This window comes from Enterobacter sp. BNK-16 (assembly GCF_048684955.1).
GTDB classification, from domain to species: domain Bacteria; phylum Pseudomonadota; class Gammaproteobacteria; order Enterobacterales; family Enterobacteriaceae; genus Enterobacter; species Enterobacter bugandensis.
On record NZ_JBLQTQ010000002.1, the window covers coordinates 86,392 to 102,838 of the forward strand.

The following is a 16,447-nucleotide window of genomic DNA, read 5'->3' on the forward strand; positions in this document are numbered from 1 at the left end:
CCGGGGTATCAGAAGCCTGAACCGGCCTGAATTGACACTCCGGCCCTGTTAACCGGTGGTATCCTTTATGAAGATATTTCCGCATCTCATCATTTGTCCACACTGCGACAGCGTCTACCAGAAACAACGAGCTGCACCGGGAGATACCGCGAGGTGTCGCCGCTGTCATGCTGTTTTGTGGCAGGGGGATGGCAGTGTATCAGACCATCTACTTCCTCTCGCGCTGGCATCTGGGATCTCTTTTATTCTGACCTGCTGTTTACCGGTCATGTCTGTCGGTTTTCACGGGGTAATCCGGGAGATCACGCTGATGGATGTCGTCTGTGCACCAGGGCATGGTGGCAGTAATTTTGCTCTGGCGGCAGGTATACTGTTTCTGCTCCTTATCGCCCCGGGATTACAGATTATCCTGACCGTATGGCTGCTGCTCTTTTCCCGTTTCCGGCATCCGGCTCCGGGATTTATCCTGACAATGAAGTTACTCAAATGGATCTCTCCATGGAGTATGGCGGATGTCACCGTGCTGGGTTTTCTGGTTGCTGGTATCAAATTGACATCACAGCTGGATGTGTCAGCAGGTCCCGGAGGGTATGCCCTGGCTGCCGCCAGTTTTCTGATGCTCTTCGTCCGTCATCACGATCTTCAGCCGTTATGGTCCTTGCTCCCGGCAGAAAGGAATGAAAATGATGCATAACATTTTGTCTGCCCGTCGGCTGCAAATCTGCCGGTGTACGCTGTGTGGAATGGTATGTCAGGACATGCCCGTATCCGGCAGAACGGAAAAATGTCCCCGCTGCCACACGCCACTCCCTTACCGCCAGTCGGGATCCTGGCAGACAAGCCTTGCTCTGCTGATTGCCGCCATGATCCTCTATGTTCCGGCTAACGTGCTTCCGGTCATGCATACCATGCTGGCGGGTCAGGTAAGCGACAGCACGATTCTTTCCGGTATCCGGATATTCTGGCTCAGCGGCTCTCCGGGAATAGCCACGCTCATCTTTATCGCCAGCGTTGTTGTTCCCTGCATAAAGTTTTTGTCGCTGGGCCTGTTGCTGTATGCATCGGCCCGGAAAATCGGGTGTGCCGGACGCGGACGCACCCGGCTCTGGCGTCTTACTGAGTGGATTGGGTGCTGGTCAATGCTTGATGTGGTGGTGGTGGCCGTGGTGAGCGCTCTGCTCAGGTTCCCCCTCATGAGCGAAGCGGAACCCCGTTCGGGCATTCTTTTTTTTGGCATGGTCGTCATTCTGACCATGCTCTCTGCACTGGCATTTGAGCCAAAATCAATATGGGAAAATCATTCATGAGGGTTCTGCTTCCCGGGGTTCCGGTTTTTATCCGCAGTCGATGGCGACAGGGACTTATCTGGCTGGTACCACTTATCGCGCTGTTGATGGCCGTGTCTGTTTTCATTCAGACCCGGTTATCAGCCGGACCGGAGGTGGTGATTGCCTTTCGAAGCGCCACGGGGCTTGAGGCCGGAAAAACAATGGTTAAATATAAGGATGTGACAGTGGGTCTTGTCAGAAGCATCACGCTGAGTCCTGATAACACCCGGGTGCTTGTACGGGTCAGCCTGAATAAAAATGCCCGGAATCTGGCACGTGCAGATACACGATTCTGGGTTGTCAGACCCCGGGTGGGGATGAGTGGCGTCAGCGGCATGGATACGTTGCTGTCAGGTGCTTACATTGGCGTGGACAGCGGACATTCATCCAGTCAGAAACTGACGTTCACGGGACTGGATACTCCCCCGGCCATTGTCAATGACACACCGGGTAGTTCGTTCACCCTTGAGGCTGACGACCTTGGTTCCCTGGATATCAATTCACCGGTGTATTATCGTCGGATCCCGGTCGGGCGTATTGCCTCATATCAGTTGCGCAAGGACGGGCGGGGGATTGAGTTACAGATATTTATCGATGCCCCCTATGATCGCTTGGTCACATCCGACACGCGCTTCTGGAATGTGAGCGGTGTGGATCTCTCTGTCGGCAGCGATGGTTTCCAGCTCAGAACGCAGACAGTTGCCGCGATTATGGCCGGAGGGATAGCTTTTTCTGCCCCAGATTCACCTTCGCAGGGTGTGCTGACACGCTCCCCGACTTTTCGTCTTTCCCCGGATCAGGAAACCGCAATGGCACCTTCAGACGGTCAGCCAGTACGTTTTCAGCTTCGGTTTGAACATGCCCTGCATGGGCTCAGTACCGGATCTCCGGTTGAATTTTCCGGCGTCAGGGTGGGCCGGGTCACCTCTGTCAGACTCGACTATAACCCGGATGGTTACCGGTTTCCCACGATTGTGGAAATCGAGGTTTACCCGTCCCGGATGGGAAATGTGCTGGAGAAGCTCCCCCGTCCGACAGATGATACGGACATTAATACGGCTATTTTCACTCGCGACATGATTGAACATGGCCTGAGGGCACAGGCAACCACCGGCAATCTTCTGACCGGCCAGCTTTATATTTCACTGGACTTTATGCCTGACGCCCCCCAGGTTGCGTTTGACGTTACCCGCCGCCCACTGGAGCTCCCGACTGTTAACGGGGGGCTCAATATTCTTCAGGAACAACTGACGGGAATAGCACGGAAAATCAATAAAATGCCCCTTGAATCGATAGGTAATAATATGAATGCCACTCTGGGAGAGCTCAGTAAAACGCTGCACATGGTCAATACTCATACGCTCCCTGTCGCGAACCGTCTAATGCAGCAAACGCAGAAGACAACGCAGAATGCGCAGGAAATACTGGCAGAAGATTCTCCGCTGATAATGAATCTTATCCAGTCCCTGCAGGAAGCGACACGGACATTACGTGCTGTCCGCAGTCTGACAAACCAGCTGGACAGGCATCCGGAATCCCTGTTGCGGGGACGCCCCTCCGATCCCTCCCAGAAAGGTGATGATGAATACCGTGTATCTGATGGAGGCCAGCCATGAAGCGTTGCCTGTCAGTGATAATCATGAGTGCCATGGCGGCGCTTTCCGGGTGTGCATCACCTGAGATACGTTATCATACCCTGGTGAGTCCTGAGGCTGCGGGGGTAACGGGAACACCGGCCAGTTTCATGATTGAAGTGCTTCCGGTCGGGGTTCCGGCGCAACTGGACTCGCAGCAGGTTGTGATACGCCAGAGCAGCAGTCGTGTTGTGGTTCTGCAGAATGACCGGTGGTTAAGCCCGCTGGGTGAAGAAGTGCAGACCGCACTCTCATCACGTATGACACAGCGGCTTCAGACGACGGATGTGGCCGGCCTGACCCGGGACGACAACAAACCCGTTATCCGCGTGCTGTTGCAGGTACGCCGTTTTGACAGCTGGCCTGGGAAAAGTCTCACACTGGATGCTGGATGGAGCCTGAGCCGGATGAACGGGGGAAAACGGATCAAAGTGGTCTGCCATACCCACCTGTCCCGGACATTATCCGGGGATGCCAGCCAGATGTTTACGCTATGGCAGGGAGAGATGGAGATTGCTGCCGACCAGATGGCGAAAACGGCACGCCAGTGGATGAATTCAGGGGATACCACATGTCCTCAGCCCTGAACGCTCATCCTCTGAGGTAATTATCAAAAAGCGGGTCAGATATCTGACCCCGTTCCGGCTTGGCTGTTCACAGATGGCTGCCGATGGACAGGCAGCCACTCAGCGCAAATGTGAACAATAAAAGGCCGACTGGCCAGCAGAATTTCATACTTACTCCCGATACAAAAAAAGAGCTGTCATCCTGTTCAGAACAGCGATACACAACCTGACAGAACAAGGACGCAGGACACTACACTCAGAATGGTCACAACTTTCATATCATCTATCTCATATAGGTGAACTGTACGGTGTAGTTTTAATTGTGGGGGGCAGTAATGTCAAGGCATTCTGCCTCTCGCTACAGGATAATCAGATTTTTCAGGCAGAGCATATCTGCCGGATGCCGGCACTACCGGGTTGCAGCACCGTCAAGAAAAAGACGCACGCCATGACTCACCATCTGCCGGACATCATCAGATGTGAATACCGGCATCTCACGCTGGAAAAACAGGATTTCCACCTCGGCTTTAATCAGGGCGGTAAACTGCCTTGCCCGGAGCATGGGATCGGCTTTACTCAGTTCTCCTCTCCCGATTGCCTCTTCCATCTCCCGCGCAAGTATTTCCATACCCTGACGGATACCGGACTCAAGGAAAAGTTGGCCTATATCAGAATGTCCGGCTTCCCCCATGACCACCCGATAAATCTGTAACGCCTGGTTATCACAGGTCACGACGCGGAGCATATCTTCACCAAACCGGGTCAGTTTTTGCTCCAGTGAGCGTGTTTTATTTTCAGGCACATTGAGCCCACAGGCCGCCTCAGTGAGAAACCGGGCACTGTTATTGAGGATAACCGCTTCAAATAACGCCTCCTTGGAAGGGAAATACTTATACAGCGTGGCTTTCGACCCGCCGGCCCGCCGCGCCACCTCATCCATTGAAGACCGTTCAAACCCCGTGTCCAGAAACACGTCTGCTGCTGCGGTAACAATTGCCTTGCGTCGTTTTTCAGATAATGTTTTCACTACAACTCCTTCATCAGGCATATACAGAATAACTATACCGTACAGTATTAATGACATTGTGTCATACAGGAATGATGGCATTAGTCATTAACGCAACCTTAATTACCCGACACGAGGGTCATCATAGTAACACCTGTCTGAGCAACTGTGGCAATACCCGGCGACCACTGGTGCACTTGCTGTGTTTTCTCTCCAACAGGCCTACTGAATGGCACCGGTACAGCATCAGGTGCAGCCAACACAGCATGATTTAACTTGGTTATTTTTTCTGAGAATCTCAAAAAGATGTACTGATGGAATTGCCTGTAGTTCGCCAACGACTCCAATTTAGTTGATTAGAGTTGTCGTATGACAACAGAAAATAAATCGACACTCAAATAAATATGATTCCATAAAACGACCGTTTTATGGAATCTGACAATGATCGGAAGCCCTGACCTGCAACCCGCGCAGCTCAGCCCGACAAAAAAAGCGCTGGCGCTGAAGTTACACCAGGAGCGAAATCATACTATTCAGGAAATCTGCAACATGATGGGGATCTCCAAATCAACGCTGTATAACTATCTGAACAAGGCGGGTCAGGATGCCGGGATGGCGTAAACTCGACGATCTTGAACCCACTCTCATCCGCCATGGTTATCGCCTGAAGGATATGGTCAAACAGTTTGATGCCAAACCTGCTGAAATCAGGGCACTGTTCAATCACCAGTTGGATCCGACGCGTACCGCCGAGCTACGGGATCGCATCCTGGCCGCAGGGCTGCCTATTTAATTCGTCTTCTTTAAAACCAGTAGCCCTGAAGGCTACTGGCCAGATATTCATTTTCAGTTATTGTGAGCCAGTGAAAATGAAATGCAGGCCGATACGGATAAATGCAGGTTCATTTGCAGTTATTGTGGGTTTGAGACCATCGCTGGTTGCAGCTAACGTGGGCTGAAAATTGGCGATAAATGCAGGTCGGGCCGATTTAAAATGCAGGTCACTACACTTAGGATGCTCCGGTCAGAGCACTGTGTTTATTTATGCAAATTTCACATAACAGCATCCACTATTCAGATACTAATTTAATTATAAAAACTGCCTTATCATTAACTCTCTTGAGTTCTGTCTGCGGTAACCCATGCCGTACAAGGCTGACTCAGCCCACAACAGGGCCTGATCACGGGAATAATCAGCAACAGTATTGGTCCGGAGATTGTCCCTTAAGGCAGGGCTTATCCCTAGGCCGCTACGGAACAGACTGACCGTTAATACACCACATTGCACCTCCCTGGAAATTTAAACCAGTCCCGTCACATCTGATGACCGGACCTTCACCTGCGTAAGAAAAAATGACAAACAGAGACAATACGGACAAAAGCCTGCCAGTTGCCAGGCATCATTCAGATTCTGTCGCCCGGGCGAACTGGAGTGGCGTGTTCGCCATCACGCTCTGCGCCTTTGTACTTGTTGCATCAGAATTTATGCCAGTGAGCCTGCTTACGCCTATGGCCAGTGCCCTGTCCGTCACTGAAGGTATGATTGGACAGGGAATTGCAGTATCTGGTGTGCTGGCTGTACTCACCAGTTTAAGCATGCCTGCATTCGCAGGACGGCGGGATCGAAAATCTATCCTGCTGGGTCTAACTGTCCTGATGGGGATTTCGGGCCTCGTTATCGGTACGGCCTCCAGCTATGTTGTCTACATGCTGGGGAGAGCGCTAATTGGCATTGCCGTAGGGGGGTTCTGGTCTCTGTCAGTCGCAACAGCAATGCGACTGGTAAAAGCATCTCAGATCCCGCGGGCGATGGCTATTTTTAACAGCGGTAGTGCACTGGCTACTGTGGTTGCCGCGCCGGTGGGAGCATGGCTTGGATCCACTATTGGATGGCGGGGCGCATTTTTTTGTCTGGTTCCGATTGCCGTCGGTGCGTTCCTCTGGCAATGGTTTTCATTGCCAGTAATGAAAGCTTCGTCAGAAAGCCATCAGTCCGGGAATGTTTTTGATGTCCTGAAAAACAAACAGGTAGCCTGGGGAATGGCCGGCTGCGGCGCGTTCTTCATGGGGCAGTTTGCCCTTTTCACTTATATTCGCCCTTTCCTTGAAGCCATTACAGAGGTTCATGATAGCTCCCTTTCACTGATCCTGCTGATGATGGGGTTGACTGGCCTGCTGGGGACCAGTCTGATAGGCCGGTTCCTGACGACAGGACTGTACAGGATACTGACAACAATACCCTTGATGATGGCTGCCATTGCGGTGATGCTGATCCTTTTCGGTGACAGGACCGTTCTGGTCGTTGGTTTACTAGCGTTCTGGGGACTCATCGCGACAGCGGCTCCGGTGGGATGGTGGACATGGCTTGCCAGAATTCCTCATAACGCCGAGGCTGGCGGAGGACTGATGGTGGCCATTGTACAGGCGTCAATTGGTCTCGGGTCGACTGTCGGAGGCATACTTTATGACACAGCAGGTTACCAGGGGGCTTTTCTGGCCAGCGCCATGGTGCTTTTACTGGGCGGGATTGTGGCGGGAGTGACATCAACATTTGAAGGCAAAAGATAGTACCAGTCCGGGCTGTGCAGTTGCCCGGACTGTCATTCAGTCCGGGTGGGATCCCGTCGAAAATAACCTCAGCGATTTACAGTCCTGAAAAGCCCTTTCAGATAAAGCCGCGACATCAACTCCCCTTTCTTTGCTGACTGAGGAAAATATAAGGCTGGTATCAGAACCTTTATGCTGTACCACCTGCTCTTACAGGCCGTTATACTCTGTAAAAAAGGAGGCTGACGTGAAACTGAAAATGCAGGATCTGAGACTGTTTAATCTCGTTTTTGAAAGCGATCCGGGCTGGATACTCGATTTTTCCAACCGCACGCTGTCGGCTTTTTTTAATGAAGAGCTGAACATTGATATTGATGATGAACGTTATCAGGAATACGGAACCTCAAAAGCCAAACGGGTCAGATGCCTGCTGAAACAGGTGGATCGCGAGACAGCCCTGCGGGTTCTTGATGCACTCTGGCGGTACAAAATGGAGAGCATGCCTGAGCAGGCCGAACAAAGCCGCAATGACTGGCTCGCACTGATTTCACGGCTGGAAAATGCAGACGCTGATACAGCAGGAGGCGACAGGCCTGTTCAGGTATGGCACGATGTTGACTGGCCTTCACTGGTAGCCGAAATGAACGCGATGAAATCCCTGCCGCCACACCCGCGGGGTTTCCGCTTTGAAGCATGGCTTGCAGAACTTTTCAGTACCTTTAAGCTTGCTCCCCGCTCGTCATTCCGGAACACGGGCGAGCAGATAGACGGCAGCTTCCGGCTGAATGATGACTTTTACCTGATGGAAGCGAAGTGGCATCAGAACAGAACGCCGGCGGCAGATTTGCACGTTTTTGAAGGAAAACTCAGTACCAAGGCAAAATGGGCCAGGGGCGTGTTCATCAGCTGGATGGGGTTTACTGATGAAGGTCTGACGGCCTTCGGGAAAGGAAAACGGGTGATCTGTATCAGTGGTTATGATCTGTACCATTCCCTCAGTCACGGTATCGCTCTGCCCGACCTGCTTGAAGCCAAGCTCAGGCATGCGGCTGAAACGGGGGAACCTTATGCTGAGTTTGACAGGCTCTACACCCTCAGAGACAGAATACCCGGCACGCTGAAATAACCTGCCGGGTGGTTCAGGAAATTACCCTGAAGAGAGCGGCTTACTTCACCCAGTCTTCCAGCACCAAAGTCGTATCTGGGCTGGCTAATCGTATGGAAGGGAGAAAAAGATACGGCACGAAGGAGTTCAGAGTAAAACGCAGGTGGGAACGGAAGGTCCGCTTTGAGCGAGGAGCGGACGTTGAATTTGACGACTACATGCTCTGTGCCTCAGGTGTTCCCTGATGGAATACCAATTTCCATTGCCCGTTCTCAGAGATTTCCCAGCATGAAGAACGAAGGGATGCATGACTACCATCTGGATGGACCGTTCTGTAATGCAATATTGCGAAATGATCTCTAACGATGATAAGCCGGAAATCACTACTAAGAATAGCTGGAACGCTGTCTTCCCCCGAAAGGGCTTCAATAGTCTGTACACGATCAACTAATACTCCTGAGCGCGTTATTTCGCTAAATCTCTCATGGAGTATCTGTTCAAGCCATTTCCGATCTTTCCGCCTGCTGCCATGAAGAAAACATTCGAGTCTTTTTAACGTATCCAGTAGCATAGTATTTGCCCTCATCACAATCGAATATTAACTCTTAAGGTGACAATCGTTGGGATGCAACGTCCGTCCCCGGCACAGATCTAATGTGAAATGCGGCGCTGTTGATCTGCTATGAGCGGGTTAATCATCGAAATTACACTGTATCATGAATGGAATAATACGATGAATATAAGGACAAGATTAGCTCTACCCTCTGATATAAAGGCTATTTTTGACGTCAGGACTTCGGTTAAAGAAAATCATCTCAGTCGAGAAGAAATGGAGCGGATGGGAATTACCGAGAGCGTTGTCACCGATATGATTGAAAAAAGTCGTTGCGCATGGGTTGCTGAAGATGATGGGAAAGTGACTGGCTTTTCAATGATTTTGCCTGATGAAGCATGCCTTTTTGCGGCATTTGTTCTACCTAAATATGAAGGCCGAGGTTTAGGTCGCATACTTGTTGGACTCGCAGAACAGGAAATTTTCAAACATCATGAGGTGGCCTGGCTTGAAACCGACAAAAACAGTCGCGCGGCAGGATTTTATAGGCGGCTGGGCTGGATTGAGAAAGGAAATGTTAGCGAATCCGATATTAGATTAGAGAAACTTCGCTGCGTTTGAGCAAAGACCTCTTTCGTAAATGTCCGCTCCTGTCACAAAGCGGACCTTAAGTCTTGGTGTAGGGTTGATGTGGACCATCAGAAAATGAGTTGTTTCTTTAGTCATCCATTGCCATCATACCTTTAAATAACTTAAGAGCAGTCGCTGATACATCGTAACTTTCGATATTAGATAATACTGCAAGAGTAAAACTTTTATGCTGCGAACGTATAAAATAACTCTGACTGCCAAAAGTAGAACCAAGATGGCAATAAATTTCACCTGAAGCATCTTCATCAAGTTCAATGCCAAAGCAGTAAGAGCTATGTTCTTCAATCATAATGCCTGTATCAGTAAACTTGGGAAGTGGAGTGAGGAATTTTCTTATTAATTCATCACCTCCTACTAAACCAGTACAGAAGTTTAGTCCCCATTTCATTAAGTCATTAGCAGATGAGTGCACAAGACCTGCCCCGGTCACTCCCCATGGGCTGAATACAGGAGAAAATGTGTTATCTTCATTTTTATGATAACCACTTACCACCACTTTCTCCTTGGCTAATCCATCAGAAACAAAGGATTTACTCATGCCTAAAGGATTAAATATTTCCTTTTTTACAAAATCAGCAAATCTTGTTCCTGAAACATGTTCAACCACCTGAGCCAGAAGTATATATCCAGTGTTACTATACTCATGCTTGGTGCCTGGAGTGAAATGAAGGATCCTCTCTTCGAAAACTCCAGTAATGATTTGTGCTGTATTAAATTTTGAAAAATAACCAATTTCTTTTTTTTCTGCTATATCAAACAGGCATGGAAGCCCGGATGTGTGATAAATGAGATTCTCAATGGTTATTTCACTCTCAAACACAGCAGCTTCAGGGATGTATTGAGAAAGCAGATCGTTTAATTTCAGTTTGCCCCTTTGCTCAAGCAAAAGAATGCTAAATGCTGTGAATTGTTTTGATAGAGATGCAATATCAAATATACTATTTCGGCCAATTGGAGAGTTAGTCACTATATCTTCAACACCCTCGCTGAACTGAAAAGATCTTCCATCATCGTATTGCATAAGGGCAATGGCCCCGGGTCTGTTAATCATTATTCTTGTCATAGAGTAAAAATTATAGTCAGTTTATTAGTGATAAATGTACTTAGATAATTCTAACAGATAGTACATGTAACCGGAATGGTTAATTACTTCTCAAACCATTGGGATCATTTTTCAATGATATCCATTTTTTCCGGCCACGTTTATCCTCACTTTATTATTACGCATAAATTGCTTCCTAAACGTCCGCTTCTGGCACAGAGCGGACATTCTTCACTTCTGTATTACTGAATCTGTTTGAACCTTACTTTTAACTGGCTTTGTTCGGATACATTACCACTCCAGGCTGGAGATAAATTGCGCCATTCAGATTGTCAGTCTCACCAACTAAACGTGCCTGCCCAGACGGCCGATATCTCACATGTATGTGCCGCAAGAGATCCATCACGAACCCAGGGAACAACTGCCCCGCCACGATCAGAACAGTAAAATTTCATGCATCCAGTTTTGCGCCAGAAAAAGCTGCATTCGCCGCAAACAGGGTACAAGAAAAGCTCCTGCCGGTTATGTGTAGGGCTTTACCCAAATGTGTCAGCGCAGCTTTCTGCTGTCATGTAACCCTACGGCAGGAATTAGAATGGAACTTGATGAAAACCAGTGAAATACTGTGCAAAAAAACTAACGGAAGAGCCTGAAAATGATACCCACCCCCTGGCTTACATTGCCTGCCGCAGATGGTGACCGTGGTGAAGTGAATGCACTCGGATATGAAGCACTCACTCCAGCGGTTCTGGAGAAAGAGAAAGCCGCCAGCTATATCGAAGCCCTGAATTTTGCTTACATCCAGCCCGACATACGTAACGTTGCAGTGACCGGACCTTACGGCGCCGGAAAGAGCTCGGTAGTGAAAACCTGGTGTCAGTCGAAGGAGGGCACGCTGCGTGTGTTAACCGTGTCTCTTGCTGATTTTGATATGCAGAAAGCGGTGTCAGAAAAAGAAGCGCAGCCCGAGAAAGGCAAGTCTGAAGAGGTTGAAAAAAACGCAGAGACTTCAGAGAAATCGATTGAATATAGTATCCTGCAACAGATCCTTTATAAAAATAAAAAAAATGAACTGCCTTACTCCCGAATTGAGCGAATCTCAGGTGTTACGGCAAAGCAAATACTGAAATCTGCCTCGTTGCTTACTTTGACAATGATGCTGGCAGGCGTTGCCCTTTTTTTCCTTGCGCCTGACTACATAACAGCCAGGCTTACACTGCCGGTGGCAATAAGTCAGAAGCTTCTTGCATGGCCTTTTTTAGCTCGCCTGATCGGGGCTGTGGCATCGGTTCTGACCTCACTCAATTAATTATCCTGAAGCAGAAGAAGGGACCCCAGAGTGGGATGCAGCCGCTCAAGATTACAGCTGGTTTCAAGAGGCTATGGAGGGCGCTGCAGAGCAGCAGTATTTTGTGGCCTCGCTGGCCATCATTCCTGATCGTCTGCAGGATGCCAAAGATGAATTGCTTGAGTTAGAGAACCTGATGCAGTTCAACCAACCGAGAATTGTGGAACGGATGGCTTACGTTCATTGTGTGAGTGTTCTGGATAGCTTCCTTATGTACAGCGCCAGGGCACTTCTTAGTCATCCTCCACATTTGCATCGATTTCTGCAACATGCGAGTTCTTTTGTTCGTAAGGATGAGAAAAGGGATCTACTTAATCGTAAATGGATTGAGCAGGAACCCGAAGTGGATACCCCTGAACAGGCCTACGTCTGGCGCCCCCAGGCTCTTGTGGCGAAGATGACGTTTCAGAACCACAAAACAATTTCCAGATATTTTTCAACCATGCTGACAACACCGCATGAATGGCCGTTGCAGGAAATTGAGGGATTAATCAAGATCCGAAACGCACTGGTACACCGTAATGGCGTTACCGAATCTCTTGAACCCGTGTATATCAGTTCGGATAGCGTGCAGAATGCTATCCACACGGTACGTACATTTATTGCAGTCGCGGCAGTAACCCTTCTGCAGGAGGATGCACTATACAGGACGGATGATGGCATATTCTGAAATCACTACGTCACCATCCATAAACGTCTTCACTGAGGGATATGTCGATGACTTCGCTTCCCGCTAACTGTATTCCAGTAAGCAACTCATCTTTACCTGTCAACATTGACTACCCGGCTGCTCTGGCACTTCGGCAGATGGCACTGGTGCAGGATGAACTGCCGAAATATCTGCTGGCGCCGGAAGTGAGTGCCCTGCTCCACTATGTACCCGATCTCCACCGCAAGATGTTGCTGGCAACCCTCTGGAACACCGGCGCGCGCATTAACGAGGCGCTGGCGCTGACCCGGAGTGATTTTTCCCTGGCGCCGCCCTACCCGTTCGTGCAGCTGGCCACACTCAAGCAGCGGGCGGAGAAAGCGGCCCGAACGGCCGGCCGCTCGCCTGCCGGCAGTCAGGCGCATCGCCTGGTTCCGCTTTCCGATGCGAACTATGTCAGCCAGCTGGAGATGATGGTGGCCACGCTTAAAATACCTCTTGAACGACGCAACAAGCGAAGCGGCAGAACCGAGAAGGCGCGTATCTGGGAGATTACCGACCGGACGGTCCGCACCTGGCTCAGCAAAGCGGTTGAAGCGGCAGCGGCCGACGGGGTGACGTTCTCCGTGCCGGTGACACCGCACACGTTCCGTCATTCCTACGCCATGCACATGCTGTATGCCGGTATACCACTGAAGGTGCTGCAGAGTTTAATGGGGCATAAGAGTATCAGCTCGACGGAGTGTATACGAAGGTGTTTGCACTCGATGTCGCGGCACGGCACCGGGTGCAGTTCCACATGCAGGGCGATGAGGCGGTAGCGTTGCTAAAAAAAATAGGTGATTAAGATAGCAATTTATTATCTTAATATCTTATTAAGATATTAACCTTACCACCTCCAACCATCAACTTACTAACATACTAAGTTGGTAAGTTAGTAAGTTAGTAAGTTAGTAAGTTAGTAAGTTAGCATGATAGTAAGTCAGTATTATTTTAATCTCGATTTTTCAATGAGTTGAGAGATTTCTTCGCGCGACAAATTTTCTAACGCCATCACCGCAGCTCTAACTACATCAGATCTATTCACTCTCCTGTTCCCTGATAACATCTCTTCCCTTATGACATTATCAATTGAGCTAAGATTCTCTTCAGCAAGAGAGATGCTGACTGGTTTTGCTTTACTAGTCGCAGGTTTATTACTTGGTTCGTCTAGTTTTTTTGCAGTGAGACCAGCTGTACCTCCGTTTATAAACGAAGCTTCATCCTTTGGCGGCGTATGTGCTCTATTTCTCACAGAATGATCTCCTTAACCAGAGCTTCAATTTCTTCTTGGGCTTTGATGTTCTGTGTTTCAAAAATAGTCATCGATTCGGCCCAGGCATCCCTGTGAGCTTTTCTGTCACATACGCGAGCATTAGACAGATTCATTTCCGGAAAGTCTTTGAGAACATCCGCTGCCTGATTAGCTTCATTAACGAACATGTTAGTTGGTGTCATATTCAATACTAAATACCCACGTACAGACTCGTTGAAATCTTTAGCTGCAGTAAAAACAGAGCATGTATGTGGTACGACATCCAAATCCATTTGGGACGGTCGTAAAGGGGAAATGAACACATCTGCAGCCATTAATCCGCTTCGCATCTCTGCACTGTCACGGCCTGCACAATCGGCGATTACAAAGTCATAAGATTTTTCATGCTCTTTTAGCATGGCTTTGATGTTGCCGGACGCTCCAGTCACAGGCATATGAGGCAAGTTCTCTGGTCGATTGTTATACCAGGTCAGCACTGATTTTTGATCGTCGGCATCTACAATGAGAACTCGCTTTCCTAGTGCCATAAGATATGCAGCGATGGAAACTGCGAGCGTGCTTTTACCTACTCCACCTTTTTGACTACCAAGAACAATGATCATATTCCGCACACCTTTTTTGTTATCTTATTAAGATAATAGGATAACAAAAAATAATTTTCAATATGCTCTGGCGTTGACATTTTGCTATCATATTAACTTAATATGTTAATAATTTCATTTAGTTCAATGCGATGCGAACAAACACAAACAACTTACTATCTTAATAAGTTATTATGTTATCAAGATGCCATCTTGTTATCGTAATCACACTTTTGAGTGAAGGAGTAAATCAATGGACCTTGTGTGGAAAAAAAATCCAAGGGGAAGACTTGAAAGGAAACTGAATCTGGCAGAGAGAGAGGCATTGCTGCATGTTTTCAGCAACGGTCGAAAACCCGCTCAGGCTGATTTACGTATAGCAAATTATGTGCTTGAAGAAATGGACCGCCGTAAGTTGTGGTTAAAATGTGATTGCGTCGAAGATGACCCGAACATTGAAGGTCCTTTTAACTGCGAGGTTAACGTTGCCAGGTTACGCCACGTCAAGACGACAAGACAGCATGATGAACAGTGCCCTTTGTTCAGGCTAAAGAAAAATAAGGATGCTGACAACGCTATCAATGATGGAAAAACCAGCCCACTAAATCCGGTTGGCGGGAATGACTGGTTGCCTGACAAGAAGAAAGACACCAAAATCACCGCTGTGGAAGGGCAGGTAGTGCCCCGTAAGCGTCGACGCAAAACTCTTAAACCCATTCCGGCTCTTGGCCGAAAATTGCTGACTCTCATTCAGGCAGCGGGCCTGAACCAACTTGAACTAGTACCTGAATATAAAAGTCCGGGGTTAGTCGGTTCGGTCAATAGAATAAAAGAAGTTCTGGATGAACATACAATGGGCAATGGAACACAGCTTAATAAGCTGTTCTGTTGCGCGCCCTGGTTGTCCCTCGAACGGATTAACGACATGCTGACTCAGCTAGAAGTTTCACTGCAGACTGATAGCCGTGATAAGGAGGCATGTGTGTATATCATTGGTATTGCGACCGATGCCAATCGGGAAGAAGTAACCTTTAGCGTTCGGAGTAATACTTTTATCCATAGGCCTGAAGCCCGAGTCAGTATCAATGGAGAAAGCACCTACAACACTGGCAGTCGGGCCCCATACTGGGCAATTCTGGAATACCGCAGAGGTAGGGATGGCAGGGTTTACTGCCATGAGGGCTATGCGCATGCCGCGTATACACTTGATAATCCGGTTCCTGTAGATAGCAATAAACAGCGTGACACCCTTAAGGTAATAATAAACGCCAGCAGCTATGCAGGCCGCCAGGTAAATCATCCGGATGCGATCAGCCTAAGCAAGCCACTTTTCACGACAAAAAGCATTAAGAATGGGGTGGAAGAGGTCATTCATCCTGATTTCGTACTGAATGTGGTACCGAGCAAAGAAACAACAGTTACCACTTTCATCATTGAAACAATGGGCTATGAGTCCGGAGAATATCTCGAACGAAAACGCCAAATGCACAGTTGGATGGAACAGGAAGGCGTTCTTATAACCGATCCCCCAGGATGGCCGGGGCCTTCTGAAAAGTCCTTCAACAGGTATCTCCTTAAACATATTTTTGGGACAGGAAAAATGCGTGATTAAGGTTAAGCCGTGGAATTGCACTGAATGGAGGCATAAGCGGTTACCTTAAATGCAATATATGCGTCTTATGGGAAACAGGTCAACTTCACGGACACCCCGGACTATGGGAAACAGGTCAACTTTACGGACGGACTGGACTGTGGGAAACAGGTCAACTTCTCGAACGGCCTGGATTGTGGGAAACAGGTCAACTTCGCGGAGGGCCTGGACTGTGGGAAACAGGTCAACTTCTCGAACGGCCTGGATTGTGGGAAACAGGTCAACTTCGCGGAGGGCCTGGACTGTGGGAAAAAGGTCAACTTCGCGGACGGCCTGGATTGTGGGAAACAGGTCAACTTCGCGGACGGCCGTGACTGTGGGAATGAGGGCAACTTCACAGACATCCCGGAGTGTGGGGAAGAGGTCAACTTTATGGCCAGCCGGGAATGTGGGAAACAGGTCAACTTCGAGGGCAGCCGGGAATGTGGGAAACAGGTCAACTTCGAGGGCAGCCCCGAACTATGGGAAACA

Annotated in this window: 16 protein-coding genes and 2 pseudogenes; 13 read left to right on the forward strand and 5 right to left on the reverse strand. The window is 48.9% G+C overall.

Annotated elements, in window-relative coordinates:
• Positions 1-67: 67 nt before the first annotated feature.
• Genes ACMGGH_RS23240 through ACMGGH_RS23255 form a run of 4 tightly spaced genes read left to right on the forward strand, consistent with a single transcriptional unit; the run spans position 68 to position 3,549 of the window.
• On the forward strand, positions 68-694 hold the full coding sequence (locus ACMGGH_RS23240; RefSeq protein ID WP_282982946.1) for a paraquat-inducible protein A: 627 nt from the start codon (positions 68-70) through the stop codon (positions 692-694).
• On the forward strand, positions 687-1,307 hold the full coding sequence (locus tag ACMGGH_RS23245) for a paraquat-inducible protein A (protein ID WP_420299289.1): 621 nt from the start codon (positions 687-689) through the stop codon (positions 1,305-1,307). Before ACMGGH_RS23240 ends, ACMGGH_RS23245 begins: the two co-directional genes overlap by 8 nt.
• The gene (locus ACMGGH_RS23250; RefSeq protein WP_420299263.1) at positions 1,304-2,944 is read left to right on the forward strand and encodes an intermembrane transport protein PqiB; all 1,641 of its coding nucleotides are present in this window, start codon (positions 1,304-1,306) and stop codon (positions 2,942-2,944) included. Before ACMGGH_RS23245 ends, ACMGGH_RS23250 begins: the two co-directional genes overlap by 4 nt.
• A 32-nt stretch (positions 2,945-2,976) precedes the next feature.
• A complete protein-coding gene (locus ACMGGH_RS23255) occupies positions 2,977-3,549 on the forward strand; it encodes a PqiC family protein (protein WP_420299290.1) in 573 nt (190 codons plus the stop codon).
• 388 nt (positions 3,550-3,937) lie between these two features.
• Here the strand turns inward: ACMGGH_RS23255 and ACMGGH_RS23260 are convergent, their stop codons facing one another.
• A complete protein-coding gene (locus ACMGGH_RS23260; protein ID WP_282982942.1) occupies positions 3,938-4,555 on the reverse strand; it encodes a TetR/AcrR family transcriptional regulator in 618 nt (205 codons plus the stop codon).
• Between the two features lie 420 nt (positions 4,556-4,975).
• Between ACMGGH_RS23260 and ACMGGH_RS23265 the strand changes: the two genes are divergently transcribed.
• The 4 genes and pseudogenes from ACMGGH_RS23265 to ACMGGH_RS23280 all read left to right on the forward strand — a co-directional run bounded on the left by ACMGGH_RS23265 (position 4,976) and on the right by ACMGGH_RS23280 (position 8,207).
• Positions 4,976-5,155, forward strand: coding sequence for a helix-turn-helix domain-containing protein (locus ACMGGH_RS23265; RefSeq protein ID WP_282982941.1), 180 nt, complete (start codon positions 4,976-4,978; stop codon positions 5,153-5,155).
• A pseudogene (locus ACMGGH_RS23270) lies at positions 5,151-5,327 on the forward strand (AAA family ATPase); the annotation flags it as partial. The gene ACMGGH_RS23265 and the pseudogene ACMGGH_RS23270, both read left to right, overlap by 5 nt.
• 560 nt (positions 5,328-5,887) lie before the next feature.
• Positions 5,888-7,102 carry an MFS transporter gene (locus ACMGGH_RS23275; protein ID WP_420299264.1) on the forward strand — a complete coding sequence of 405 codons (1,215 nt, stop codon included), beginning with the start codon at positions 5,888-5,890 and terminating at the stop codon, positions 7,100-7,102.
• Between the two features lie 226 nt (positions 7,103-7,328).
• A complete protein-coding gene (locus tag ACMGGH_RS23280) occupies positions 7,329-8,207 on the forward strand; it encodes a restriction endonuclease (protein ID WP_420299265.1) in 879 nt (292 codons plus the stop codon).
• Positions 8,208-8,400: 193 nt separating this feature from the next.
• Here ACMGGH_RS23280 and ACMGGH_RS23285 read toward each other — a convergent pair whose 3' ends face one another.
• Positions 8,401-8,772 carry a DUF4440 domain-containing protein gene (locus ACMGGH_RS23285; RefSeq protein WP_420299291.1) on the reverse strand — a complete coding sequence of 124 codons (372 nt, stop codon included), beginning with the start codon at positions 8,770-8,772 and terminating at the stop codon, positions 8,401-8,403.
• 147 nt (positions 8,773-8,919) lie between these two features.
• On the opposite strand from ACMGGH_RS23285, the gene ACMGGH_RS23290 reads away from it, so the two are divergent.
• Positions 8,920-9,360, forward strand: a complete 441-nt coding sequence (locus ACMGGH_RS23290; RefSeq protein ID WP_420299292.1) for a GNAT family N-acetyltransferase — start codon at positions 8,920-8,922, stop codon at positions 9,358-9,360.
• 97 nt (positions 9,361-9,457) lie between these two features.
• Here the strand turns inward: ACMGGH_RS23290 and ACMGGH_RS23295 are convergent, their stop codons facing one another.
• Entirely contained in the window at positions 9,458-10,411 is a 954-nt protein-coding gene (locus ACMGGH_RS23295) for a serine hydrolase domain-containing protein (protein WP_306498512.1), read from the reverse strand.
• Positions 10,412-11,087: 676 nt separating this feature from the next.
• Between ACMGGH_RS23295 and ACMGGH_RS23300 the strand changes: the two genes are divergently transcribed.
• From ACMGGH_RS23300 to ACMGGH_RS23310, 3 genes and pseudogenes are all read left to right on the forward strand, one after another.
• Positions 11,088-11,741, forward strand: coding sequence for a hypothetical protein (locus ACMGGH_RS23300; RefSeq protein WP_420299266.1), 654 nt, complete (start codon positions 11,088-11,090; stop codon positions 11,739-11,741).
• A 73-nt stretch (positions 11,742-11,814) separates the two neighbouring features.
• Positions 11,815-12,450: a hypothetical protein gene (locus ACMGGH_RS23305; protein ID WP_420299267.1), complete on the forward strand. Its 636-nt coding sequence runs from the start codon at positions 11,815-11,817 to the stop codon at positions 12,448-12,450.
• Positions 12,451-12,497: 47 nt separating this feature from the next.
• Positions 12,498-13,276 (forward strand): annotated as a pseudogene (locus ACMGGH_RS23310) (site-specific integrase).
• A gap of 141 nt (positions 13,277-13,417) precedes the next feature.
• On the opposite strand, the gene ACMGGH_RS23315 reads toward ACMGGH_RS23310, so the two are convergent.
• Together ACMGGH_RS23315 and ACMGGH_RS23320 are read right to left on the reverse strand one after the other, a co-directional pair.
• On the reverse strand, positions 13,418-13,723 hold the full coding sequence (locus ACMGGH_RS23315; RefSeq protein WP_420299268.1) for a hypothetical protein: 306 nt from the start codon (positions 13,721-13,723) through the stop codon (positions 13,418-13,420).
• Positions 13,720-14,346 carry a ParA family plasmid-partitioning AAA ATPase gene (locus ACMGGH_RS23320; RefSeq protein ID WP_008502208.1) on the reverse strand — a complete coding sequence of 209 codons (627 nt, stop codon included), beginning with the start codon at positions 14,344-14,346 and terminating at the stop codon, positions 13,720-13,722. Before ACMGGH_RS23320 ends, ACMGGH_RS23315 begins: the two co-directional genes overlap by 4 nt.
• Before the next feature lie 232 nt (positions 14,347-14,578).
• Between ACMGGH_RS23320 and ACMGGH_RS23325 the strand changes: the two genes are divergently transcribed.
• Complete coding sequence (locus ACMGGH_RS23325; protein WP_420299269.1) at positions 14,579-15,937, forward strand: hypothetical protein; 1,359 nt, start codon at positions 14,579-14,581, stop codon at positions 15,935-15,937.
• Positions 15,938-16,447 lie beyond the last annotated feature (510 nt).